Source organism: Halosimplex amylolyticum (genome assembly GCF_051414035.1).
Classification (GTDB): Archaea; Halobacteriota; Halobacteria; order Halobacteriales; family Haloarculaceae; genus Halosimplex; species Halosimplex amylolyticum.
This window is the reverse complement of sequence record NZ_JBLKNW010000008.1, coordinates 73,610-93,548: the sequence shown is the minus strand read 5'-3', so window position 1 is coordinate 93,548 and position 19,939 is coordinate 73,610. Positions and strand designations below refer to the sequence as shown.

The following is a 19,939-nucleotide window of genomic DNA, read 5'->3' as shown; positions in this document are numbered from 1 at the left end:
CTGGACACATCTCCGATGGTGCCGATATATTTACACCGGCTCACTGAGCAGACCACACACAGTCTGAGACAGATGGAATACACACAACTCGGAAACACGGGGCTTGAGGTATCGAAACTCTGTCTGGGATGTGCAGCCCTCAGTCACACCGACGGGGGAGCGTGGACGCTCAACGACGAAGAGGCGAGCCTTGCGATCATCGACCGAGCGCTCGACCACGGTATCAACTTTATCGACACGGCCAACATCTACTCCCGCGGTGAGAGCGAGGAGGTCGTCGGGAGAGCCATCCAAGGCCGACGCGATGAAGTCGTCCTCACGAGCAAAGTGGGCAAGACGATGTCGGATGGGCCTAACGGGAGCGGTCTCTCGCGGCGCCACGTCATCGAGCAGGCCCACGCGAGCCTTGACCGCCTCGATACCGACTACATCGACCTCTACCAGATCCACGCCTGGGATTACCGGACGCCGATCGAGGAGACGCTCGACGCGCTCGACCAACTAATCGACGAGGGCAAGGTCCGCTACGTCGGCGCGAGCAACCTCGCGAGTTGGCAGCTGATGAAAGCCCTCGGCGCGAGCGACAGGGAAGGGTTCCGGCGTTTCGCTTCCATACAGCCCGAGTACAACCTCGTTGTCCGCCACGAGGAAGAGAATCTCATTCCCGTCGCCAGCGATCAGCCCCTCGGCGTGATCACGTATGCGCCGTTAGCGGCTGGCTTTCTCACCGGCGAGTACGAACGCTCGAGCGAGCCTGCTGAACTGGACGCTAGTGACGACACCTATCGCGACCTGTCGTACCTTGCGACCGAATCGCGATGGGAGGTGCTCGACGAGGTGCGTTCGATAGCCGAGCGCGAGGACGTGACCCCGGTGCAGGTGAGCGTCGCGTGGCTCCTCCACAAAGACATCGTCGACGCGCCCATCATCGGCCCTCGGGAAACCGACCACGTAGACGAGTACGTCGGCGCACTAGAGGTGGACCTCTCCGAGAGCGATCTCGAGCGCCTGGAAGACCCGATCGATCCGACCTGGGACCGTTCGAAACTAAACCTATGACAGTCTGGCAGCGCCCGATTCAGTGACGTCGACTTAGGGGCGGTCCGCAATTTTTCGTTCAACCCTGGCCACCCTGCCCTCTTAGCAAGTGGCGCCGACCGTCTGGCTTCCGGGTTCGCTACATTTACCTCGGTTACCCGAGGACTGCTGTCATGGCTATCGACACTGTAGCCGTGGCGGGCGGGAGTGGCAACGTCGGGAGCGTGGTGATCGACCAGTTGAACGAGGACGGTTACCGCACGGTCAATCTAGACGTCGAGCGGCTCGGTGGGGGCGACGCTGTCGTGAACCGGAGAGGAATGGAGGTGACGCCCGCCGACGAGTATCGTCGGACTGATCTGCTCGATGCCGGGGAAGTACACGGGTCGCTCGGAGCGAGCGGCGCGGACGCCATCGTTCACGTGGGCACTCTGACCAGCGCGACGTCTAGCCCCTGGCACGTAGCCTACGAGAATCAAGTCATGACATCCTATAATCTGCTCGAGGCGGCCAAGAACCTGGACATCGAAGCCGTCGCGATGGCGTCGAGCGTCTGTGCCATCGGGAAGTATTTCTCTGGACAGGAACCGGATATCGAGTACCTACCAGTCGACGAAGACCATCCCGGAACTCCGAGCGAGCCCTACGGTCTCGGCAAGCGCATTGTCGAGGTCAGTGCCGACGGTTTCGGCCGCCTTGACGGGCCTCCATACCGGATCAGTACCCACCGGTTCGAAGGGGTGACACACGACGTCAGCGACTGGCACGAGAATGACCGCTCACTCGACTCAGCCCTCGAAATGCGCGATCCAGCAGACGCCCCTCTGTTCAGCTACACTCACATCGAGGACGCCGCAAGTTCGCTCCGTCAGGCTCTCTTCGCCGACTTCGAGGGCCACGAGACGTTCTGGATCGTCGCGGACGACACGACGCTCGACGCTCCGACCGCCGATGTTGTCAAAGCGTTCTACCCGGACGTCGAGGTGCGCCGGTCGTTCACCGGCCACGAGGGCCTGATCAGCGTTCAGAAAGCCCGCGACCTGCTCGACTGGGAGCCACAGCACTCCTGGCGAGAGCACCGCTGATACGGATAGGGGAAGCCAATTAACGAATCGACACCACGCGATTATGTGGTCGGATGGGGAAACTGCGACAACCGTCCGGATACAGCCTCCCGTTTGGGGGTCTCTCGGGCGCCAGTCGAGATGGCTATACTGCAGCGCAACCACTGCGTTCCTGAAGCCGTCGTGTCGTTTCACCGTCCGCTACGGCATCACTGGATGGTGACATCGAGCTCATCGACGCCGGCCGCCCACCAGATACCGTGTGACAGCACCTGTCGGAAGTTCGGGTCGCCGAACGCCTCGTTGTCGTGACCCGACTGGTAGCAGAACACTCTGGCGTTCTCGTACTGCCTCGTCCAAGCGAGCGCGTCCATCCCCGGTTCGTGACCTGTGGTTAACAGGACCTGGCTGTCACCATCGGGTTCGTCCATCGTATATGTCTCATCAGTCATCTCGAACGAGGAGAGGTCCTCGGTGACCGGATGAGCCGGGTCTGCGACGTCGACCTGGAACGTCTCACCCACGTGTGCGCCGGTCAGGCTCCCACCGTCGAGTCCAGTCACTGAACGCCACTCCTCAGAGTGGACGAACGCGGCGACCCCGTGGTGGAGCGGAACAATGCCGGTTCCGGCTTCCCCGAGGTCGCGGATGGCGTTTTCGACCTGGTCGTACAGATGCGGCGGGAGCACGAGACCAGGAACCCCCTGGTTGTCGTGGAAATTATAGAACACAGCGGCGTCGTACTCGTCGCGCAGGTCCGACCGTTCCACGAATGTCATCAGATCCTGCGGATACGTCTCGATACCGGGTAACTTGTTGAACATGGTGAGCATCGACAGTGGATCGAAAGAGTGACCACCGACGATAAGCGCTACTGACAGGTCGTCTTCCATACGAGACTGCTCCGCGGCGAAATACAAATTTCTGTCGGTGGGTCCACAATCCTCAGACGACCGTCTCGTCGGTGCTGCATGGGCGATACCCTACGGTGTGTGGTGCGAGTCTACGGACGGAGGTCGGTCGTCGAATCGGAACGTGTCTTGTGTATCTCCTGCTGTCGAATGCCGAGCTGTGGTCCGGTCGTGAGTCTTGGGCGCCGAAGCGTTTATTCGAATGGGCGACAACAGTTCGCATCGTTCTCCATGGACGTTGTAATCGCTGGTATCGACGGGATGTACTGGCCGACCGTGTACGCGCCCGCGGTCCAAGAGTCCGACGACGCCGAGCTTGTCGGCTATACCGATCTGGGCGTCGCTCCAGACGCGGTCGAAGCCAATCTGGGGATGACACCATCGGAGTTCGGGGCCGAGTTCGACGTTCCAGACGTGGGCGACCTCTCTGCGGCTATCGATCAGGCCGAGGGGATCATTACGTGCACGCGGAACACGAGGATGCCGGACGTAGCGTCTCGGGCGCTGGAAGAGAACGTTCACGCATTCGCGGCCAAACCGATCGGTGTCGACGTTGACGACCTCCGGACGATCCAGGACTCGCTCTCCCCGTCGACGGTGTTCTCCGCAGGCCGGAGCGCACACGGCTATCCACCGGTGCGGACGCTGTTCTCGGAGATCGGACCAGAGACGACTGGTGACGTCCACTCGCTGCGAGCGATGCACCAGCATTTCCGGTGTCGCGAGTGGACTTCGGGGACGTGGTACACCGACCCGGGAGAGGGGAACGGCTGTAACTTCCTCGGCTGGTACCCGCTCCACTTCGCGGTTGAGGTACTCGGCCCGATCACGGACGTCTGGGGCCACGCCCAGCGGATGCCCGCCTGGGACAGCGACGAGGGGCGCGAAGAGTGGGATACGCCCGACCATTTCAAGGCGACCATCCGCCACGAGAACGGCCAGTTGAGCACACTCGAAGCCTACTGTGACATGGGCGACTGGGGCGTTGGCGGGATCGAAGCTGAAGTCGTCGGCACCGACGGTGTTGTCAGATATCAGGCCCCCGGCGACGAGGTGCTCGTCCATACTGACGACGGAATCGAGCGGTTGCCCTTCGATGGCGAACAACGGCGCGCAGAGGAGAACTCATACGACATCGACCAGTGGATCGCCGCCTGCCGTGGCGATGGCGATGCCGTGATCGATGCGGAGATGGCTCTTCACGTAGCCGCGGCGGGATGTGCGTGGAACGAAGCGGCGAACGCTCCTGATAATCACGCTGAAGTCGAACTTCTTCCCTGATTGCTCAGCGAATACCGAAGCGTATGCCGGTTCGACGATTTCCATAGATAAGTTCGGAGCGGCAACTAGCGGTCTGGTGGGATACTCGATATCGGCGGTTTCATCGTGACCGGTCGCGTGTCTGTCATTAGATCGGGTTCCGACTGACCCGCCGACCTCGGACGGCCGGTTATCGATCGTCCGCCCACCGCTGAAGACGCTCCGCAGTGGTTGACTCAGTTGTTGACGGGGATGGAATCACCTCCTGTCCGTCGAGCATCGACCGCAGCGCGGTGTCGATCGTCAGGTGGGCGTCGGCCGCGCTCCCGTAGTTCGCCGGGTGTGTCGCGTCCGTTTCTGTGACCAGCGGCGGAACGTCCTCGTACAGCCGTTCAGTTGCGTAACCGACGAGGTATCCCCATTCCCAGGGGCGGTCAGTGCCGATGATATCGAGTTCCAGCTCGCGATATGGTTCCAACCAGTTGTCTCCGGCGTCGCGTGCTCGAACTGTTTCCTGGTGGCCGTTATCTCCAATGACGGTGGCGTGACTCGATATCACCGCCTCGGCACGGCCCTCGGTCCCGATGACGTCGATACGGGCCTCGAGCACGCCCGCGCCCTCGTGGACCGGGACTGTCTGTCCGCCCGGGCCAGCGTGCACGAATGCCCTGAGGTCCGTGTCACCGCCGTAGTTCAGTTCGAGCACGGCGTCGTCGGGTTCGACAAGTTCCGGATACGAAACTACCTCGACGTCACCGCCGACGAACGCTCTGACTACCTCCGGCGACCGACCGACGAGCCAGTCAACGAGGTGGAGGATGTGCGTTCCCGTCGAGGGGAGTCGACCCTGTGTCGAGACGACGATCCGCAGTGGCTTCCCGATCTCCCCGCTATCTACCCACTCCTTGAGAGCCTGCGCTTCCTTCGTGTAGACGTACTCATGACAGACGACGACGTCAGTGTCCCTCGCTCCGATGGCGTTTTCGAGGGCTGCCACGTCTTCGTAAGTCGGCGCGATCGGTTTCTCAATCAGTACGACTTCGGGTTCGGCAGACAGCACTGCTTCGGTGACCTCTCGGTTGACCGACGGGGGGAGCGATGTCGCGACGAAGTCCGGACCGACTTCCTCCATCGCGTTCTTGATGTCCGTGAACACCGACGGGACGTCGAACAGCGCGGCAACATCGCGAGCGCGGTCGGAGTCAACATCACAGACTCCTAGAAGGTCAAACTGTTCGTTCTGGTCCATCGAGAGCGCGTGATACTTGCCCCGGTTCCCGGCTCCGACGAGTAGGCTCGGTATCGGCATACCAGAGCGTGGCCGTTTGAGGAGATTTCTCTTTCGATTTTAATCGAATATCCGATACGTTGGGCTGGAGTGAGAACGGGGAACGCGCGTCGACTTACACGCGCATGCCGGTCTGTTCCTGAGCAGTCTGGACGTCGACTTCGTCGTCGGCCGCGTCTTCACCGGCCTGTTTCCGGCCGAGGTGACGGGACCGCACTCGCGGATTGAACACCTGGTCGAACGCCTGTGCTAGCATCGTCAGACCGAACGTGAGCCCTGTAATCGTCACCAGCGGGACAATCAACCAATGTGCGGCTTCCGGCGTGTACAGCGCTCCCGCGCTCTGGTAGGCGCTGTTCAGGACAACCCCCCAGTTCAGCGTCGTGAAGGGGAGAACCCCAAGGAAGTACAGGCCCACCGAGGCGGTGATGATGCCTGTCATGCCGCCCAGGAACCCGATGAATATGTAGGGGAGGAGGTGGGGGAGGATTTCCGTCACGAGGATTCCCGACGTCGATTTCCCCATGGCGCGGGACGCCTCCACGTGTTCCTCGTCGACGAGCGGAAGTACCTGTGCACGGAGCCCGCGTGACGCGCCGAATAATCCCTGGATGTTCAGGATGATTCCGACGACGAACGGGTTCCGGGGTTCGACGATTGCCACGATTATAAGCAGCAATGGCAGTCCCGGAATGGACCCTATTGTGTCAGAGACCGTCATGATAGCCTTGTCGACGGTTCCGCCCTTGTATCCAGCAATGACCCCGAGGGCGGTGCCCATGAAGTTACCGAAGAGGGCGCCCGCGATCATCATCTTGAGCATCGACGGCGTCGCGTGGACCATCAGTGCCAGCAGCCCCCTGCCCTGTGCGTCGGTCCCCAGCAGGAAATTCGGATTCTCGAACGGCTGGATCAGACGCGGGCCCATGTTGGAGGTGGGAACCGGGATGAACATGGGACCGATGGTCCCCATCAACAGGTACACCGTGACGATGATGATACCTACCCGCCCCCGGTAATCGTCTATGAGGATACTGAAGGGGGCGACGATCCATCTATCGAGTTGCTCTTGGAAGTGTCCCAGCTTCGTCTGCTGGTAATCGGCCTTTGATGTGAAGACCGAGTCAGATTTAGCGTCGCTCATCGTTACTCCATCCCCCTAAGGTCGGCCCGCGGGTCGATGATCGAGTACGTGAAGTCGGCTATCAACGTTCCGATCACGAAGAGGAACGAGGTTATCGTGAACCCGCCCATCAGCACCGGGAAGTCACGAGATACAGTGGCGTTGAACATGAGCAGCCCCATCCCGGGATACGAGAAGATCTGCTCCATTATCACGGATCCGCCGAGGATTCCACCGAGGCCGATGACGATCCCCGTGTACATTGGGAGGATAGCGTTTCGGGCGAGATATGAGGTTGAGATCCGGTAGGTCGACAGCCCCCTGAGACGCGCCACCTTGATATAGTCGGACCCAATGAGCCGTATTGAATTCGCGCGTATGCCCAGCGCGCTCCCACCGAATCCGACGATGATGAACGACAACGAGGGGAGCGCGGCGTGTCTAAATACTGACGCTATCCACGGCCAGTTCATTCCCGCCGTCGCGTCAGGGTTGACTCGTCCGCCCGTCGGGAACCACCCGAACTGGAAGCCGAACACGTAGAGTAGGAAGATTGCAGCGACGTAGTATGGGATCGCACCGTTAAGAATCATGGTCACGCTCATCCCGATGTCGAATTTGGTCCCTTCGAAGTACGCCATTATCGATCCCAGCAGGATTCCGACGATCAATCCGTACAGCAACCCAACGATGGAGAGAAAGATCGTCCACGGCGCCGCTTCCAGAATGAGTTGCATAACGTTCGCTCCGGGATCAATAAATATCGATTCCCCGAAATCGAGATGCAAAAAGACCTGCTCCATGTAACCGATGTAAGCCTCAATGAGCGATTTATCCGGGTCGATGTTGATCATCTGTTCGACGACCTGGTTAATTTCCCGTTGCGTAGGGTTTCTAGAAAGTCCGTATCTGGTTGGATTCTGCCGGACTTGATTCGAGAGATACGTAACTGGACTGCCCGGCATCATCTTATTGAATATGAACCCGAGCGTGACAATTCCATATAGTGTGATCGCTGCCTGAATTAGCCGATCACGAAGATAGGCCATAGAGGGTGATTTCGGGTGAATCATATAAAGGTTGCGGCAGATGACTTCCTTTTACCTCGCCTAGACGTGTCACAGAGGATCGCCTGACTGCACCGTTTCCGTACGTCTCAGTAGCGGGACCCACCGGTTCTCTTGTTCCCGGCGGCTTCAAGTTTCGTTAGCGGCATCCGCGCCCGTCTCTTACAACGTCCCCGTCCACTAAAACAGCCGTTACGGGGAACCTGCCAATGGATCGGGACCGGACCAGATCCGGTTGCCGCAACAATCTGTACTTGATCCCATAATTTGTCTACCTGACCCTCCTTTCTCTTGAGTGTCGAATAGCTACGTTCGGTGTCGCCAAATACCTGTTCTACCCGGTATTCGTGTCAGAGTAGAGGCGCGACTCGACGATCCGCGAGGCGATCCTGGCAAGGAAGAGGAAGAGATACCCGATGAGGCCGAGAAACGTAGCAAGGATGGCGAAGATCGCCAAGAATCCGGCAGCAGCGCCGTTTCCGGTGATCGATTCAACGACGAACCCCGACACGAGGAAAATCCCTGCGAGGGCGAACAGGCTCACCAGCAGGGGGTGGTCGGTTCGTGACCCGATATACGAGGCGATGTATTCGAACACACTACAATTGATTCCCGACCGGACATAACTTTTACTCTGCTCGGTGAGCTACAGCCTCATGCGTGCGCCCGATCATCTAAAAGTTGGCCCCTGCCTCCTACGGCATTGTTCAGATTAGCTGATTTGCGGTGAAGGCGAAGGTTTGAAGCCATGTTTCGGTTGAGTCAGCCGTTGCGTGGCGGAAATGCGTGGCGAACTGGTCGGTGCGTCGCTTCAGTTCCTTAAAGAGCCGTTCGACGGCGTTCCGATTTCCATGTGTGATATGTTGAAATCGGAGTCGTAGCTAGTGCAATGCGGCCTGAAGCCAGGGAGCGCCATCGACAAGAAACAGACTGTCGGCGACGTGGTGTTTCTCGGCGAGTTCGGCGAAGAACTGTTTCGAGATCACGATCGTTCGGCTCGGAAAGAGCCGAACGTGCAGGAATTCACCGGTTTCGGGATCGACGACAGCGTACAGCCAGTAGCGCTGGTCGTTGAGTTGAATCACGGTCTCGTCGACGGCAACGTGATTCGGGTCTTTCCCGTCGTCGGGCTGTAAGCCGGCTTTCTGGACCCAATTATGCACGGTCGAACGCGCCCGATCGACACCCAGGCCAGCGAGGACTGACGTGGTATCCGCCAGCGATAATCCCGTCGCGTGCAGTCGGATACCCAACTTCATCGCGGGTTCGGGTGTCACCTCTCGCTCCACAAATTCTAACTCGGGGAAGGCGCTATCTTCGATGTGGCGGTCGAATTTCTGCATGGACACCAGTAAAATTCGACCGCCTCACTTTTCCACCTTACCCCAGTACCACCAGCGACACGGGGTAAACGTTAACAGTTGACCGAACAAGCAATCTATTGCTATGGTGCGAGACTCCGAGATTGCGACGCTACTACTGACGGGAGCAAACAATCACGATTGGGAGCGTTCGGCCCCTTTTTGCCGAGAGGTACTCGAGTCGACGGGAGCGTTCGACGTCGACGTTACGGAAGACCCCGATATCGTGTTGTCGAACTACGACGAGGAGCGGGACTACGACCTGTTTTTCATCGATTACAACGGGCCAGAGTGGAGCGACTCCGCCAAGGAAAACTTCGAGGGAGCAGTCGCGAACGGGACCGGCGTCACGATACTCCACGCGGCGAACAACCCGTTTCCCGGCTGGGAAGCCTACGAGGAGATGGTCGGCTTGCTGTGGCGCGACAACGCAGGCCACGGATCGTACCACGAGTTCACCGTGGAGTTCACCGACACCGACCATCCGATAGCGGATGGGATGGAAGACTTCGATATCTGGGATGAGCTGTACCACGGACTGTCGAATCCTCAAGACGTCGATTATGAAGTACTCGCCACCGCGCACTCTGACCCCGAGACGGGGGGGACGGGGCAGGACGAACCGGTAGTGCTTGTGCTGCGCTACGGCGAGGGGCGCGTCTATCACCATGCGCTCGGTCACGTGTGGCCGGGTGACCCCGAGGAGGACAAGGGATCGACGATGACGACGTTCGAAAACGAACCGTTCCAAGAACTCCTGGCACGCGGGTCGACGTGGGCGGCCACCGGTGATACGGCGGGGTTCTGAAGCGGGTAATTCGACGCTTGACCGGATTCCAGATCCGAAAATCACTTGTTCGTCTGCGAGTTCGAGTTGAAGCGCCTCACTCGCGACCGGCCAGTGTCAGCAACGGCCAGTTTGACCAGCGGTTCACGGACTGGGTCTGTCGAAGTACGTCCGACTGCCGACGACTTCGCGGCAACTGAGAGTGCTGAATACTCCGAACACAACAGTTCCTCTAGTCGCAGTAATCCGTCGACTCTACTTGCAGACAACCGCATATTTATTTTGCTGGAGTATGGATTCTTCTGGTATGTCCGAACAAGGTTCGTCGATTGTCTGTCGGAGGTGTGACGAAACGTTCCCCTCAGACCTGGATAACTGTCCCCATTGCGGGAAGTCTCAATGGGGGACGCTAGGGCCGATAGTTGGAGTTGCATTAGGCGCAGTTCTCGCCATTGGTGCGATTATTGCGGGACAGCAGGCCTACGCCTTCGGTGTAGTGGGGATAGCCATCGCGGGTATCGGTAGCTACATCCTCTACGATAGGCGCCAGCGTCTCCAGCAGGCGACTGAGGGGGGCGACACCGGGCCCGTAGCGGACAGTGAAGAAGGCGACACGATTTTTTGAGTGGTACGGAGTTGACTGTCGGGTGATCCGGTGTGGGATCGTCTGCTCCATCTCCGATATATTTATTGTGATGGATCAGGTTCTCGTTGATTATGGCGAGTATTGAGTACGATGTTGAGGAGGCAAACGACCTCATAAACGAGATTCTCGACGAAGTGGAATCCGTCGTCATCACCGACCGGGACTTTCTGGAGAACATCATGCTGGCAGTCTTGGCTCAGGGCCACGTGCTGCTGGAAGACGTCCCCGGGACGGGGAAAACGCTCACTGCCAACGTCCTGGCGACAGCGCTGAACGTCGACTTCTCCCGAATCCAGTTCACGCCGGACCTGCTCCCGAGCGACGTCTTCGGTACCAACGTCTACAACGAGAAGACTAACGAATTCGAGTTCCAGCAGGGCCCGATTTTCGGCAACGTCATCCTCGGTGACGAGATCAACCGTGCTCCGCCGAAGACACAGGCCGCCATGCTCGAAACGATGGCCGAGAGCCAGGTGACCGTCGCGGGTGAGACCCGCAAGCTTGATCCGCCGTTTTTCGTCATTGCGACGCAAAATCCGGTCGAACAAGAAGGCACCTTCCCGCTGCCGGAGGCCCAGGTCGACCGATTCCTCGTAAAGGACTCGCTCGGTCATCCCGACACCGAGGGAAAAGTCGAACTTCTCAGTCGACGGCTGAACCGAACGACATCCATTCCGACCGCCGACCCCGTGGTCGAAGATCCCGAGGAGATCCTCGCACTGCAGCAGGTCCCCGAACAAATAGAAGTCGACGACGACCTCCTCACATACATGAGCGAAATCGTCGGCCTCTCGAATGAGGAAAACCGCGTCGAGGTCGGCGTCTCTCCCCGGGGTCTCCAGCGCCTAATGGAGGCCGCTCGCGCACGCGCAGTAATGAATAACCGGGAGTACGTCGTCCCGAGCGACATCCAGCGCATCGCCGAACCCGTCCTCGCCCACCGACTCGTCCTCACGCCCGAAGCGCAGGTCAACGACGTCCAGAAGGGAGCAGTTATCGAGGACATCATCGACGAAGTCCCCGTTCCGACCATCGAGAGAGAGGCGCCCGCTAACTGAGCATGTTTCGACTACCGAACGCAGCCAAAACGGACCGCCTCGCTCTCGGAGCGGGTGCGAGGGGACGTTGTCCTCGTGTGTTCGCGACGGGTGACCGCCGTAATCAGCCACGCTAACCGACCTACAATAACCGATGAACGAAAGTACACGTGACAAGTATCCCTCGCTCGCGCTGATTCTCCTGGCGATGTTGGCACTCTCGATGACGGCGGCCACGATCAATTCGACAGTCGGTGGCGCGGAAAACATGGGCGGGTTCAACATCGATACTGGTGAAAGTGCGGATCAGGGACCGAACCGTGACGGAGAACGAGTCGGTGGTAACGACACTGGTGAAAGCGTTGGAGCAAGCGACAGTGGTGTCAGCCTGCAGATATGCATCGAGGAGCTCCGCTCACCGACGGCTATAGCCGGGATCCTTCTGTCGGTGACGGCACTTTTTTACGTGGTCTACCGCCAATTCAACGCCGCGACGACACTACTAGTCGGCAGTGCTGTCGGCCCGCTCATATTTGGAGCGTACTTCCTCTTGACTAACTGTCCCAACTTCCGGAGCGGTTCCGGGAGCAGCGGGCTCGGGAACCCCGCCGCTGGTAGCGGACTCGCACAGGCCCCGTCGATTCCCCCGGCGCTCATCGCTGCTGTGCTCGTCGGTGTGCTCGGGCTCGCCGTGCTCATGATCGTCTCGGTCACGCGAGGAGACGAACAGTTCCACCCAGTTGAGGACGAAGAGGATTTCGAGGCACCCGAGGCGGCCGACTTCGCAGAAGCGGCCGGGCGGGCCGCCGACCGCATCGAGGAGGGGAACGCGTCAGTCGACAACGCGGTGTATCGCGCGTGGCTCGAGATGACAAACCTTCTGAATATCCCGGACCCCGAATCGATCGCTCCGATGGATTTCGCCGACGCCGCCATCGAAGCGGGGCTTGAGGCTGACGACGTCCACGAACTCACAGAGTTGTTCAACGAGGTCCGGTATGGGCACAAAGACGCCGAAAGCAGAGAGGACCGTGCTATCGAGATACTACGTGCCATCGAAGCTGAATACGAAGGATCGATGAGAGATGATACTGACCGGGCCGAGTCTGGAGGTGAGCAATAGATGGATATCGACAGTGCGATCTACCGAGCCGGTATGGTTATTGGTGGCGCCGCGGTGGTAGCGGGATTCGTCCTGCTGTTCATCCCCGGCGTCGCTGACTCGATCCCGCTTGGGATGGTAGTTGCTCAAGTGGCGAGCCTCTGTGCCCTACTCATGGGTGGTTACATCGCTCGAGACCGCTATCACGCGGTCCCACGAATGACGGCCATCCCAGAGGTGGAATCCCCGCTCTCGACGCCCACGCCTGGCTCGGACTTCGACGAGATGGTGTACCGGCTAACCCGCCTCCGAGAGTCCACAATCGAGTATCGCGAACAGATCCGCGAAGCGGTCGGCGAAGTCGCCGTCGCGGTCATTCAGGAGGAAGCGGACTGCAGTCGAGAAGAGGCGATCTCTCGACTCAAGGATGGGTCTTGGACAGACGATGCCGCGGCGACGAATTTCTTCGCCGAGGGACTGGAAAGCGGCGAGTCACCGGGCCTCCTCACCCAACTCCGCCGTCGTCTGACCGACAGCGAAACGGCGTACGAGCGGAAACTGCGTGCGACCGTTGCGGCCATCGAACGGCGGGCAAATTTCGCCGAGGAGACAACAGATCCTCAAGACGATGTGGATGACTACCGTTCGATGCGGGCGAACGACGTCATCGACGACGACCAGGGCGAACGCGTCACGGCGACTGTCCGCTATCGGAACCTATTCATTACCCGTCACTGGCAGGGCGTAACCGCCTTTGCATTCGTCGCACTGGCCGCTGGAGTCCTCTCGAGTCAGCCGCCGTTGCTCCTGTCGAGCGTCGCTGCACTCGGGATCGTCGGCTACTCGAAACTCGGGTCGCCGCCAGCACTAACTGCGCTCGAGGTCAACCGTCAGCTCAGCGAGGAGTCTCCTGAACCAGGCGACGAAGTCGAAGTCACTGTCACGGTCGAGAACACGGGCGAGAGCTTCCTCACCGACGTCCGACTTGTGGACAGAGTGCCACCAACAATGCGAGTCATAGACGGTGCAGCGCGGGTCGGAACTGCACTGCGCCCAGGGCAGACGACGACGTTCCAGTACACCCTTGTCGCCGAACGCGGCGAATACACGTGGCCAGTACAAGCAGTCGGTCGCGACCCCTCAGGTTCTGTTGAACGTGAAGCACTCCTCGACGCCGACGTCGAACTACAGTGTTTCCCTCGGCTTCGGACTGCCCTCGAGATGCCGGTCCGCATGCAGACGTCGATGTACTCCGGCGAGGTCAACACGGATGTCGGCGGCGAAGGCCTCGAGTTTCACTCGATCAGAGATTATCAGCCGGGCGATCCCTTGCGCCGGATCAACTGGCGCCATTACGCGACGACAGGTGAGTTCACCACGATCGATATGCGCGAGGAGCGCGCTGCGAAGGTAGTCATGATGTACGACGCTCGCGACGGGGCGTACGTCTCTCCCGGTGTCGGCGAACAACACGTAGTCAACCGGTCAGTTCAGGCATCTTATGACATCTTCTCGTCGCTGATCGAGGGGGGGCACCTCGTCGGCCTCGCCGCCTTCGACACAGTGAACCTCTGGATCGGTCCGAACACGGGTGACAAACACGTCGAGCAAGTGCGACAGACGTTCTCGGGTCATCCGGCGATATCGCCGCTCCCACCGGAAGTCGCCGACAAGTCCGGCCGTTACGTCGATCCGATGACCCACATCCGTCGACAGCTCCCATCGAGCACGCAGATATTCTTGTTCTCGCCGCTCACCGAGAACTTCGTCTACGAAGTCGCGCGCCAACTTGACGCTGGGGGACACCTGATCACGGTCATCAGTCCGGACCCGACGGCGACGCGAACGGTCGGTCAACGTCTCGCCCGGCTCGAGCGCAAAGTGCGCGTTCTCCGCCTGCGCGAGCACGGTATCCGAGTCGTCGACTGGAACCCCGCCAACCCGTTGCGTCTCGAACTCGAACATGCCGCTCGGAGGTGGGGCCAATGAGTAACGAACCCGCCGGGCAGGCGGCTGAAGTAGACGAACCAGCGACGACCGGGGCCCCAGTCGACGACCGGGAACTCGACACGGAAGAGAAGGAGACGGTCCGCGTAGACCACTCGCCCCCGCAGGTCAGCCGCATCCTCGCAACGGTGGCAACGCTGATCGGAGTCGGTGCCACAGTGCCGTTCAACTTGCTCGCCGCCCCGTTCGGCATCAGCGCCGTCGTTCTCGTCGCGGGGGGGATGTACCTCCGCGCCTCACGGGGATACGTGTCGCTGGGTGTCGGTCTCGGACTCGTCGGGACCGTCATCTCGGGAGCTTACGGTGCGGTTCCGTTGGAACTGATGCTGCTCGGCGTCTCTGCCCTGTTCGTCGCCTGGGACGCCGGACAGCACGGCCTCTCGATCGGGGCACAGATCGGTCGAGACGGACGTACCGAACGGCTCGAACTCGTCCACACGGGCATCACGACCGTCGCGGTCGTGGTCGTAGATGTCTTCGCATTCAGTGTCTTCCAGCTGGCTGGAGACGGACGACCTGCCCCGGCCGTGGCGCTCATCGTTCTCGGCGTCGTCGTCCTGCTCTGGGTCTTCCGGAACTAGCGGTCGGTTCAGTTCGCACCTTTTTCTCTTGCCCCTCATCGCTGATTGCAACTGTTCGTAGTGGGAGACTCTCCTTCAGACCGGTTACGCGAAAACGTGTGCTGTGACCCGGACAGTAGCTACCCACTACGGGCCTCTCGTAGGCCGCCCGAGAGCGGTCGTTTCGAGAGCCACATCGCCCATCAGACAGCTGACTCCCGCAGAGAGCGCAGCCGTCGCGTTACCCGTCGTAATCGAACTCGGTCCAAGGTCCTTCGATGAAGGGGTACTCCTCAACGACGTCCATGTCGACGTCGACGCCGAGCCCGGGGCCGTCAGGCACCGTGAGGTGTCCGTCTGCAACGTCGGGTTCGCCTTCGATGATGTCGAACGCTAAGTCGAACGGGTACATCCCGGGGTCACCACTGGCGTCTAGCACCGGATCGCCCTCGAAGACGGGGTACTCGACGAGTTCCGATTCGGGTGTGGCCGCCACCAGATGAGCGTTCGCCACGAGTCCGAGCCATGTCCCGAAGTTATGCGGAACGAACATCACGTCGCGAACCTGACACCATTCGGCCGCGGCCCGACAACCGGTGAAGCCACGGTGGTGACGGACATCGCCTTGCAGGAAATCGACTGCACCGGTCTCACCCAACGTGATCAGTCCGTCGGGCGACTCCTCGCTCTCGCCGCCGGCCAGGGGGACGCCTGATTTCTCAGCGAGTGTCCGGTAGCCAACGTAGTCGTCCGGGCTGACGGGCTCTTCTAGCCAGTAGAAGTCGTGCTCGGCGTAAGCCGCGACGATGTCATCGAGCTCCTCCTCACTGTAGGGCTCCTCAAGTTTCCACCAGGTGTGGGCGTCGGCCATCAGTTCCGTCTCGTCGACTGCTTCGGCTAGGAGTTCGGCGGTTTTTCTATCTCCCTCCGGACCAATCCCTGGGCGGTACTTGTACCCGAAGAACCCACACTCTTCGATCAGCGCGGCCTGTTCGGCGAAGCCTTCTGGTGCCATATACATCCCCGCGCTGGCGTACAGCGGGAGGTGCGTTGTAGGCTCGTAGTCGTCGGGGCGTAGAAGTTCGTAGACGGGAACACCCCGGCGCTTACCGGCGATGTCGTGGAGTGCGACGTCGATTGTCGAGAGCGCCTGTGACTCGACGACGCCCGACACAGACGCGTCAAGACCGACGTCATGAACGTCCGCCGGTTCGGCCAGTTCGAGGCCCTCCAGTGCATCGGCAATCTCTGAGTCGATCGTCTCGGCGAAGGCCTGCTGGGACGCGCCCTCGAAAAACTCCCGCATCGCAGAGCTACTGGCGCCGGCAGGGGCAAACCCGCGTTCGCCGTCGGTTGTCTCGACAACTACGAGCACGAAATCGCGCTTGTGGAGCGTGCGTACCCCGCCGTGGAACGGCCGTTCTTGCGACGGTTCGATCGGAGAGGACAGTCCGTAGGCACTGACGTCTGCTATCTCCATCTGGCAGAGCGTACTCGTACGTGTATGATAAAGGAACTGATACCGCTGTCTTTCCAACACAGATGACCGTCTGCCGGTAGTTCGATCGGCCCTCGTCGTCACGGCACCGCGAAACTCAGGCTAGCCCGATGTCCCTGACCGTTCCCCCTCAAAGGCGACTGAAATTGGATTTTCAGGGGTTTCACCCTCGTGTACTCGTCTACGTGCGGCTTCTCAAAACATGATTGCCCCCATGATGGAGGTAAGCGACTTGAGGACCCCATATACAGTTGTTCTTCTCTCTGCTGTGTTGAATAGCGGTGTTGTCATGGATTGCTACTTTCGAACCACCCTCTAGAGGAACTGTCGGTGACTATCTTAAGGGTCGAATAGCCCCACCGTAGTTCAGAGGGCACTATTCAACACGGCACTTCTCTCAATGACACTGCCTTGGCTTCGAGACCCCCGCTGCTGCCGTATAGACGGCGTTCCCGAGACCAAATATTTAACCCAGTCTCCTCAGAAGAGGGGCTACATGGTAGAACTGGACGAAGAACTGAGTTCATATTCGTACAAGGACAGGTTACTGTGGATTGTCTGCGGTCACACGACCCTCCTACTCGCCGCGTTCGTTCTCCAGGTCATGCTCCTCGTTCTCTCGGTACTCTCGTTTCTGTTCGTGTCTCACGATCCGCAGACGGCTGCCATTTTGCAGCTCGATTTCCTCCTCCTCGGCATGACGATGTTCGTCACGGTGACACTCCTCCTTCTGTGTGCGAGACAGCGGTAGATCCGCTCGGGTTCTCGCTCCGTGCCCCGAAGGTCGTCCACGAACCGTTATTCCGGAATTTCGATTTCGCCACGCGGATCGATGAACTCGTCTTCCCAGTACTCGTGCGTTCGATCCTCACGGAAACACCCCGCGGTGTGGTTCGCGTCTTCCGGAATGAGGTCCGGGTTGACTTCCGCACAGATCTCTTTCGCCTTCGGACACCGGTCATGGAATCGACACCCGGTCGGCCGGTCTGACGGGTCCGGGACGTCAAACTCTCGGAGCGGAATCTCCGTATCGAGGACCTCCTGTGCGTCGGTCGGGTGTGGCGGGAGAGTGGACCACTTCAGAACCTTCGTATACGGGTGCTTGGGGTTCTGAATGACCTCTTCGGCGGGCCCGTATTCAACGATTTCACCCATGTACATGATGGCAATCTGGCCATCGGCCTTGTTAGTGAGATATCGGGCGTGCTCGAGGTTGTGAGAGATGAACAGGTACGACGTATCGAAGATGTCCATCAGCTCGAGCATGAGGTCCATAATCTCGACGCGGAGCGACGGGTCGAGAGCGCTCACTGGCTCGTCTGCTAGGATGAGGTCCGGTTCGACGAGCATCGCCCGGATCAGCGCGACGCGCTGTTTCTCGCCCCCGCTCAGTTCGTGGGGATATCGGTCTGCGAACTCCTCTGCGGGAGTGAGGCCGCACTCATCTAGCAGATTGAGCACCCTGGCACGCCGGTCGGCGGCGCTCAGTTCCGGGAACCAGATATTGAGCGGGTCCGTAAGGCTCGTCTGGATGGTTCGGTAGGGGTTGAGTGCTGCGCTCGGGTCCTGATGGACAATCTGGAGGGACTTCCGGATATCATCGAAGTAGACGTTATCGTCGACGTTCCCGTTCTTAACGTCCCAGACATCGTATCCACGATACTTCACTGAACCGTTCGTCGGTTCGTGAAGCGCGACTGCCAATTTTCCGAGCGTCGTCTTTCCGCTCCCACTCTCGCCGACGAGGGCGACAACCTCGTTTTCTCCTACGTCCAGCGACACGTCGTCGACGGCCTGAACCGTTTCTTCCCCGTCGAGGCCGATGCGCTGTTTCACCGTGTCGGGCAGAACTTCGCCGAGAAGCGGTTCTCTCCCGAAATTGATCCCCACGTTTTGGAGGGAGAGGACGGGCGCTTCATCGTCGAATTCCGATTCGGTCACGGCTTCGTAGTCAAATATATCGTCGCTTCCAGAGCCGTCGGCGTCGCTCATTGGTCTCCCTCCTGTGTGATGCTGATCGGAATCTCCGTATGCGCGGCATCGGGGTAGAAACACGCGAGTTCGTGGTCACTTCCCTCGGGTGCCTGGAGCACGGGGTCCTCTTCCTCACAGCGGTCCTCGGAAACGGGACACCTAGGATGATATGGACAGCCCTGTGGAACGTTGACTGGATCTGGCGTCGTTCCTGGGATGGTACTGATATCTTCGATGGGAACGTCCAGACTCAGCGTGGATCGTAGAAGCATCCGCGTGTACGGATGTTCCGGATTGAGGAGGATGTCCTCCGCGTCGCCTCGCTCTACGTGACGGAATGCATACATTACTGCCACCCGGTCTGCAAATCCCGCAATGACAGGGATATCGTGACTGATCAACAGGAGGGTGAGGTCGTGTTCTTCCTTGATGTCGTGGAGTAACCGAAGTATCTTACGTTGCATCAACAGGTCGAGCGCTGCCGTGGGCTCGTCCAGGATGAGTACTTCGGGTTCGAGGATGAGTGAAAGCGCGAGGAGCGTGCGCTGTCGTTCGCCGCCGCTGAGTTCGTGTTGGTATGAGTCCAAAATTCGGTCGGGATCGAGGTTCACCTCCTCTAGAAGTTCTCTGGCTCGCTCCATACCTTCGTCTGGGTCCCGGTTGTGAGTGGCGAGCGTTTCCGTGAAGTGGGTCCGCATGTCGTGTGTCGGATTGAACGCGTTCATCGCACCCTGGAACACGATCGAGATCTCGTCCCAGCGGACCTGCCGGAGTTGTCTGTTATTCAATTCGAGCAGGTTGATCGGCCCCCCCTCGTCGGGGTAGTACGTAATCTCTCCCGAGAGTTGTCCTGGATCATCGACAGCGTTGAGCAGGGAAGACCCGAACATTGACTTCCCGCACCCGCTCTCGCCGATAATACAGAACGTCTCACCACGCTCGATCTGTAGGTTGATGTTGTCGAGGACGCGCGCTCGGCCACGAGCCATTTCGAACGTGACTTCGGCGTCCCTAATATCAAGCACAACATCTTCTGATTTCGATGTCGCCGACTGCATTCCAAATGTTTCAGACATTGTTTGATCCCTTCACGTCAACTCGTCTGCCGGCCTGGTTGTGACAGTGACCGAGCGAACGGTCGATTTGTCGGACAATCGTTGTCGAACCTTTTTAACGAAAAAGAGTACCCGTCACAGCGGGGGAGAGCGTCTCGATT

Annotated in this window: 18 protein-coding genes and 1 pseudogene; 10 read left to right on the top strand and 9 right to left on the bottom strand. The window is 59.6% G+C overall.

Annotated elements, in window-relative coordinates; translation table 11 throughout:
• Nucleotides 1-72 precede the first annotated feature (72 nt).
• Both ACMGFE_RS22555 and ACMGFE_RS22550 read left to right on the top strand, forming a co-directional pair.
• A complete protein-coding gene (locus ACMGFE_RS22555) occupies nucleotides 73-1,059 on the top strand; it encodes an aldo/keto reductase (protein ID WP_436927575.1) in 987 nt (328 codons plus the stop codon).
• Nucleotides 1,060-1,211: 152 nt separating this feature from the next.
• Nucleotides 1,212-2,123, top strand: a complete 912-nt coding sequence (locus ACMGFE_RS22550; RefSeq protein ID WP_436927534.1) for an NAD-dependent epimerase/dehydratase family protein — start codon at nucleotides 1,212-1,214, stop codon at nucleotides 2,121-2,123.
• 188 nt (nucleotides 2,124-2,311) lie between these two features.
• Here ACMGFE_RS22550 and ACMGFE_RS22545 read toward each other — a convergent pair whose 3' ends face one another.
• The gene (locus tag ACMGFE_RS22545; protein WP_436927533.1) at nucleotides 2,312-2,995 is read right to left on the bottom strand and encodes a ThuA domain-containing protein; all 684 of its coding nucleotides are present in this window, start codon (nucleotides 2,993-2,995) and stop codon (nucleotides 2,312-2,314) included.
• Between the two features lie 189 nt (nucleotides 2,996-3,184).
• Here ACMGFE_RS22545 and ACMGFE_RS22540 point away from each other — a divergent pair, with 189 nt between their 5' ends.
• A complete protein-coding gene (locus ACMGFE_RS22540; protein ID WP_436927532.1) occupies nucleotides 3,185-4,294 on the top strand; it encodes a Gfo/Idh/MocA family protein in 1,110 nt (369 codons plus the stop codon).
• Between the two features lie 169 nt (nucleotides 4,295-4,463).
• Here the strand turns inward: ACMGFE_RS22540 and ACMGFE_RS22535 are convergent, their stop codons facing one another.
• From ACMGFE_RS22535 to ACMGFE_RS22515, 5 genes and pseudogenes are all read right to left on the bottom strand, one after another.
• Entirely contained in the window at nucleotides 4,464-5,582 is a 1,119-nt protein-coding gene (locus ACMGFE_RS22535) for a Gfo/Idh/MocA family protein (RefSeq protein WP_436927531.1), read from the bottom strand.
• 94 nt (nucleotides 5,583-5,676) lie between these two features.
• On the bottom strand, nucleotides 5,677-6,705 hold the full coding sequence (locus tag ACMGFE_RS22530) for an ABC transporter permease (RefSeq protein WP_436927530.1): 1,029 nt from the start codon (nucleotides 6,703-6,705) through the stop codon (nucleotides 5,677-5,679).
• 2 nt (nucleotides 6,706-6,707) lie between these two features.
• Nucleotides 6,708-7,733, bottom strand: a complete 1,026-nt coding sequence (locus ACMGFE_RS22525) for an ABC transporter permease (RefSeq protein ID WP_436927529.1) — start codon at nucleotides 7,731-7,733, stop codon at nucleotides 6,708-6,710.
• Nucleotides 7,734-8,085: 352 nt separating this feature from the next.
• A complete protein-coding gene (locus ACMGFE_RS22520) occupies nucleotides 8,086-8,349 on the bottom strand; it encodes a hypothetical protein (RefSeq protein WP_436927528.1) in 264 nt (87 codons plus the stop codon).
• A gap of 109 nt (nucleotides 8,350-8,458) precedes the next feature.
• Nucleotides 8,459-9,094 (bottom strand): annotated as a pseudogene (locus ACMGFE_RS22515) (IS6 family transposase).
• Between the two features lie 103 nt (nucleotides 9,095-9,197).
• On the opposite strand from ACMGFE_RS22515, the gene ACMGFE_RS22510 reads away from it, so the two are divergent.
• From ACMGFE_RS22510 to ACMGFE_RS22485, 6 genes are all read left to right on the top strand, one after another.
• Nucleotides 9,198-9,920 carry a ThuA domain-containing protein gene (locus ACMGFE_RS22510; protein WP_436927527.1) on the top strand — a complete coding sequence of 241 codons (723 nt, stop codon included), beginning with the start codon at nucleotides 9,198-9,200 and terminating at the stop codon, nucleotides 9,918-9,920.
• Between the two features lie 286 nt (nucleotides 9,921-10,206).
• The gene (locus tag ACMGFE_RS22505) at nucleotides 10,207-10,524 is read left to right on the top strand and encodes a hypothetical protein (protein WP_436927526.1); all 318 of its coding nucleotides are present in this window, start codon (nucleotides 10,207-10,209) and stop codon (nucleotides 10,522-10,524) included.
• 92 nt (nucleotides 10,525-10,616) lie between these two features.
• A complete protein-coding gene (locus tag ACMGFE_RS22500; RefSeq protein WP_436927525.1) occupies nucleotides 10,617-11,603 on the top strand; it encodes an AAA family ATPase in 987 nt (328 codons plus the stop codon).
• A gap of 133 nt (nucleotides 11,604-11,736) precedes the next feature.
• Complete coding sequence (locus ACMGFE_RS22495; protein ID WP_436927524.1) at nucleotides 11,737-12,705, top strand: DUF4129 domain-containing protein; 969 nt, start codon at nucleotides 11,737-11,739, stop codon at nucleotides 12,703-12,705.
• The gene (locus ACMGFE_RS22490; RefSeq protein ID WP_436927523.1) at nucleotides 12,706-14,673 is read left to right on the top strand and encodes a DUF7269 family protein; all 1,968 of its coding nucleotides are present in this window, start codon (nucleotides 12,706-12,708) and stop codon (nucleotides 14,671-14,673) included.
• On the top strand, nucleotides 14,670-15,272 hold the full coding sequence (locus tag ACMGFE_RS22485; protein WP_436927522.1) for a DUF7519 family protein: 603 nt from the start codon (nucleotides 14,670-14,672) through the stop codon (nucleotides 15,270-15,272). Before ACMGFE_RS22490 ends, ACMGFE_RS22485 begins: the two co-directional genes overlap by 4 nt.
• A gap of 220 nt (nucleotides 15,273-15,492) precedes the next feature.
• On the opposite strand, the gene ACMGFE_RS22480 is transcribed toward ACMGFE_RS22485, so the two are convergent.
• Nucleotides 15,493-16,731: a mandelate racemase/muconate lactonizing enzyme family protein gene (locus tag ACMGFE_RS22480; RefSeq protein ID WP_436927521.1), complete on the bottom strand. Its 1,239-nt coding sequence runs from the start codon at nucleotides 16,729-16,731 to the stop codon at nucleotides 15,493-15,495.
• A 514-nt stretch (nucleotides 16,732-17,245) separates the two neighbouring features.
• Between ACMGFE_RS22480 and ACMGFE_RS22475 the strand changes: the two genes are divergently transcribed.
• Nucleotides 17,246-17,500 carry a hypothetical protein gene (locus ACMGFE_RS22475; protein WP_436927520.1) on the top strand — a complete coding sequence of 85 codons (255 nt, stop codon included), beginning with the start codon at nucleotides 17,246-17,248 and terminating at the stop codon, nucleotides 17,498-17,500.
• 47 nt (nucleotides 17,501-17,547) lie between these two features.
• Here the strand turns inward: ACMGFE_RS22475 and ACMGFE_RS22470 are convergent, their stop codons facing one another.
• The gene (locus tag ACMGFE_RS22470; RefSeq protein WP_436927519.1) at nucleotides 17,548-18,741 is read right to left on the bottom strand and encodes an ABC transporter ATP-binding protein; all 1,194 of its coding nucleotides are present in this window, start codon (nucleotides 18,739-18,741) and stop codon (nucleotides 17,548-17,550) included.
• A complete protein-coding gene (locus ACMGFE_RS22465) occupies nucleotides 18,738-19,799 on the bottom strand; it encodes an ABC transporter ATP-binding protein (RefSeq protein ID WP_436927518.1) in 1,062 nt (353 codons plus the stop codon). The genes ACMGFE_RS22470 and ACMGFE_RS22465 overlap by 4 nt, the downstream gene beginning before the upstream one ends.
• Nucleotides 19,800-19,939: the final 140 nt, after the last annotated feature.

Bases quoted from the DNA above. Each gene is read 5' to 3' on its own strand.
- ACMGFE_RS22500 (WP_436927525.1), top strand. From the start codon at position 10,617: ATGGCGAGTATTGAGTACGATGTTGAGGAGGCAAACGACCTCATAAAC.
- ACMGFE_RS22495 (WP_436927524.1), top strand. From the start codon at position 11,737: ATGAACGAAAGTACACGTGACAAGTATCCCTCGCTCGCGCTGATTCTC.
- ACMGFE_RS22485 (WP_436927522.1), top strand. From the start codon at position 14,670: ATGAGTAACGAACCCGCCGGGCAGGCGGCTGAAGTAGACGAACCAGCG.
- ACMGFE_RS22545 (WP_436927533.1), bottom strand. From the start codon at position 2,995: ATGGAAGACGACCTGTCAGTAGCGCTTATCGTCGGTGGTCACTCTTTC.
- ACMGFE_RS22465 (WP_436927518.1), bottom strand. From the start codon at position 19,799: ATGTCTGAAACATTTGGAATGCAGTCGGCGACATCGAAATCAGAAGAT.
- ACMGFE_RS22530 (WP_436927530.1), bottom strand. From the start codon at position 6,705: ATGAGCGACGCTAAATCTGACTCGGTCTTCACATCAAAGGCCGATTAC.
- ACMGFE_RS22475 (WP_436927520.1), top strand. From the start codon at position 17,246: ATGGTAGAACTGGACGAAGAACTGAGTTCATATTCGTACAAGGACAGG.
- ACMGFE_RS22525 (WP_436927529.1), bottom strand. From the start codon at position 7,733: ATGGCCTATCTTCGTGATCGGCTAATTCAGGCAGCGATCACACTATAT.
- ACMGFE_RS22510 (WP_436927527.1), top strand. From the start codon at position 9,198: ATGGTGCGAGACTCCGAGATTGCGACGCTACTACTGACGGGAGCAAAC.
- ACMGFE_RS22535 (WP_436927531.1), bottom strand. From the start codon at position 5,582: ATGCCGATACCGAGCCTACTCGTCGGAGCCGGGAACCGGGGCAAGTAT.
- ACMGFE_RS22490 (WP_436927523.1), top strand. From the start codon at position 12,706: ATGGATATCGACAGTGCGATCTACCGAGCCGGTATGGTTATTGGTGGC.
- ACMGFE_RS22505 (WP_436927526.1), top strand. From the start codon at position 10,207: ATGTCCGAACAAGGTTCGTCGATTGTCTGTCGGAGGTGTGACGAAACG.
- ACMGFE_RS22550 (WP_436927534.1), top strand. From the start codon at position 1,212: ATGGCTATCGACACTGTAGCCGTGGCGGGCGGGAGTGGCAACGTCGGG.
- ACMGFE_RS22555 (WP_436927575.1), top strand. From the start codon at position 73: ATGGAATACACACAACTCGGAAACACGGGGCTTGAGGTATCGAAACTC.
- ACMGFE_RS22480 (WP_436927521.1), bottom strand. From the start codon at position 16,731: ATGGAGATAGCAGACGTCAGTGCCTACGGACTGTCCTCTCCGATCGAA.
- ACMGFE_RS22470 (WP_436927519.1), bottom strand. From the start codon at position 18,741: ATGAGCGACGCCGACGGCTCTGGAAGCGACGATATATTTGACTACGAA.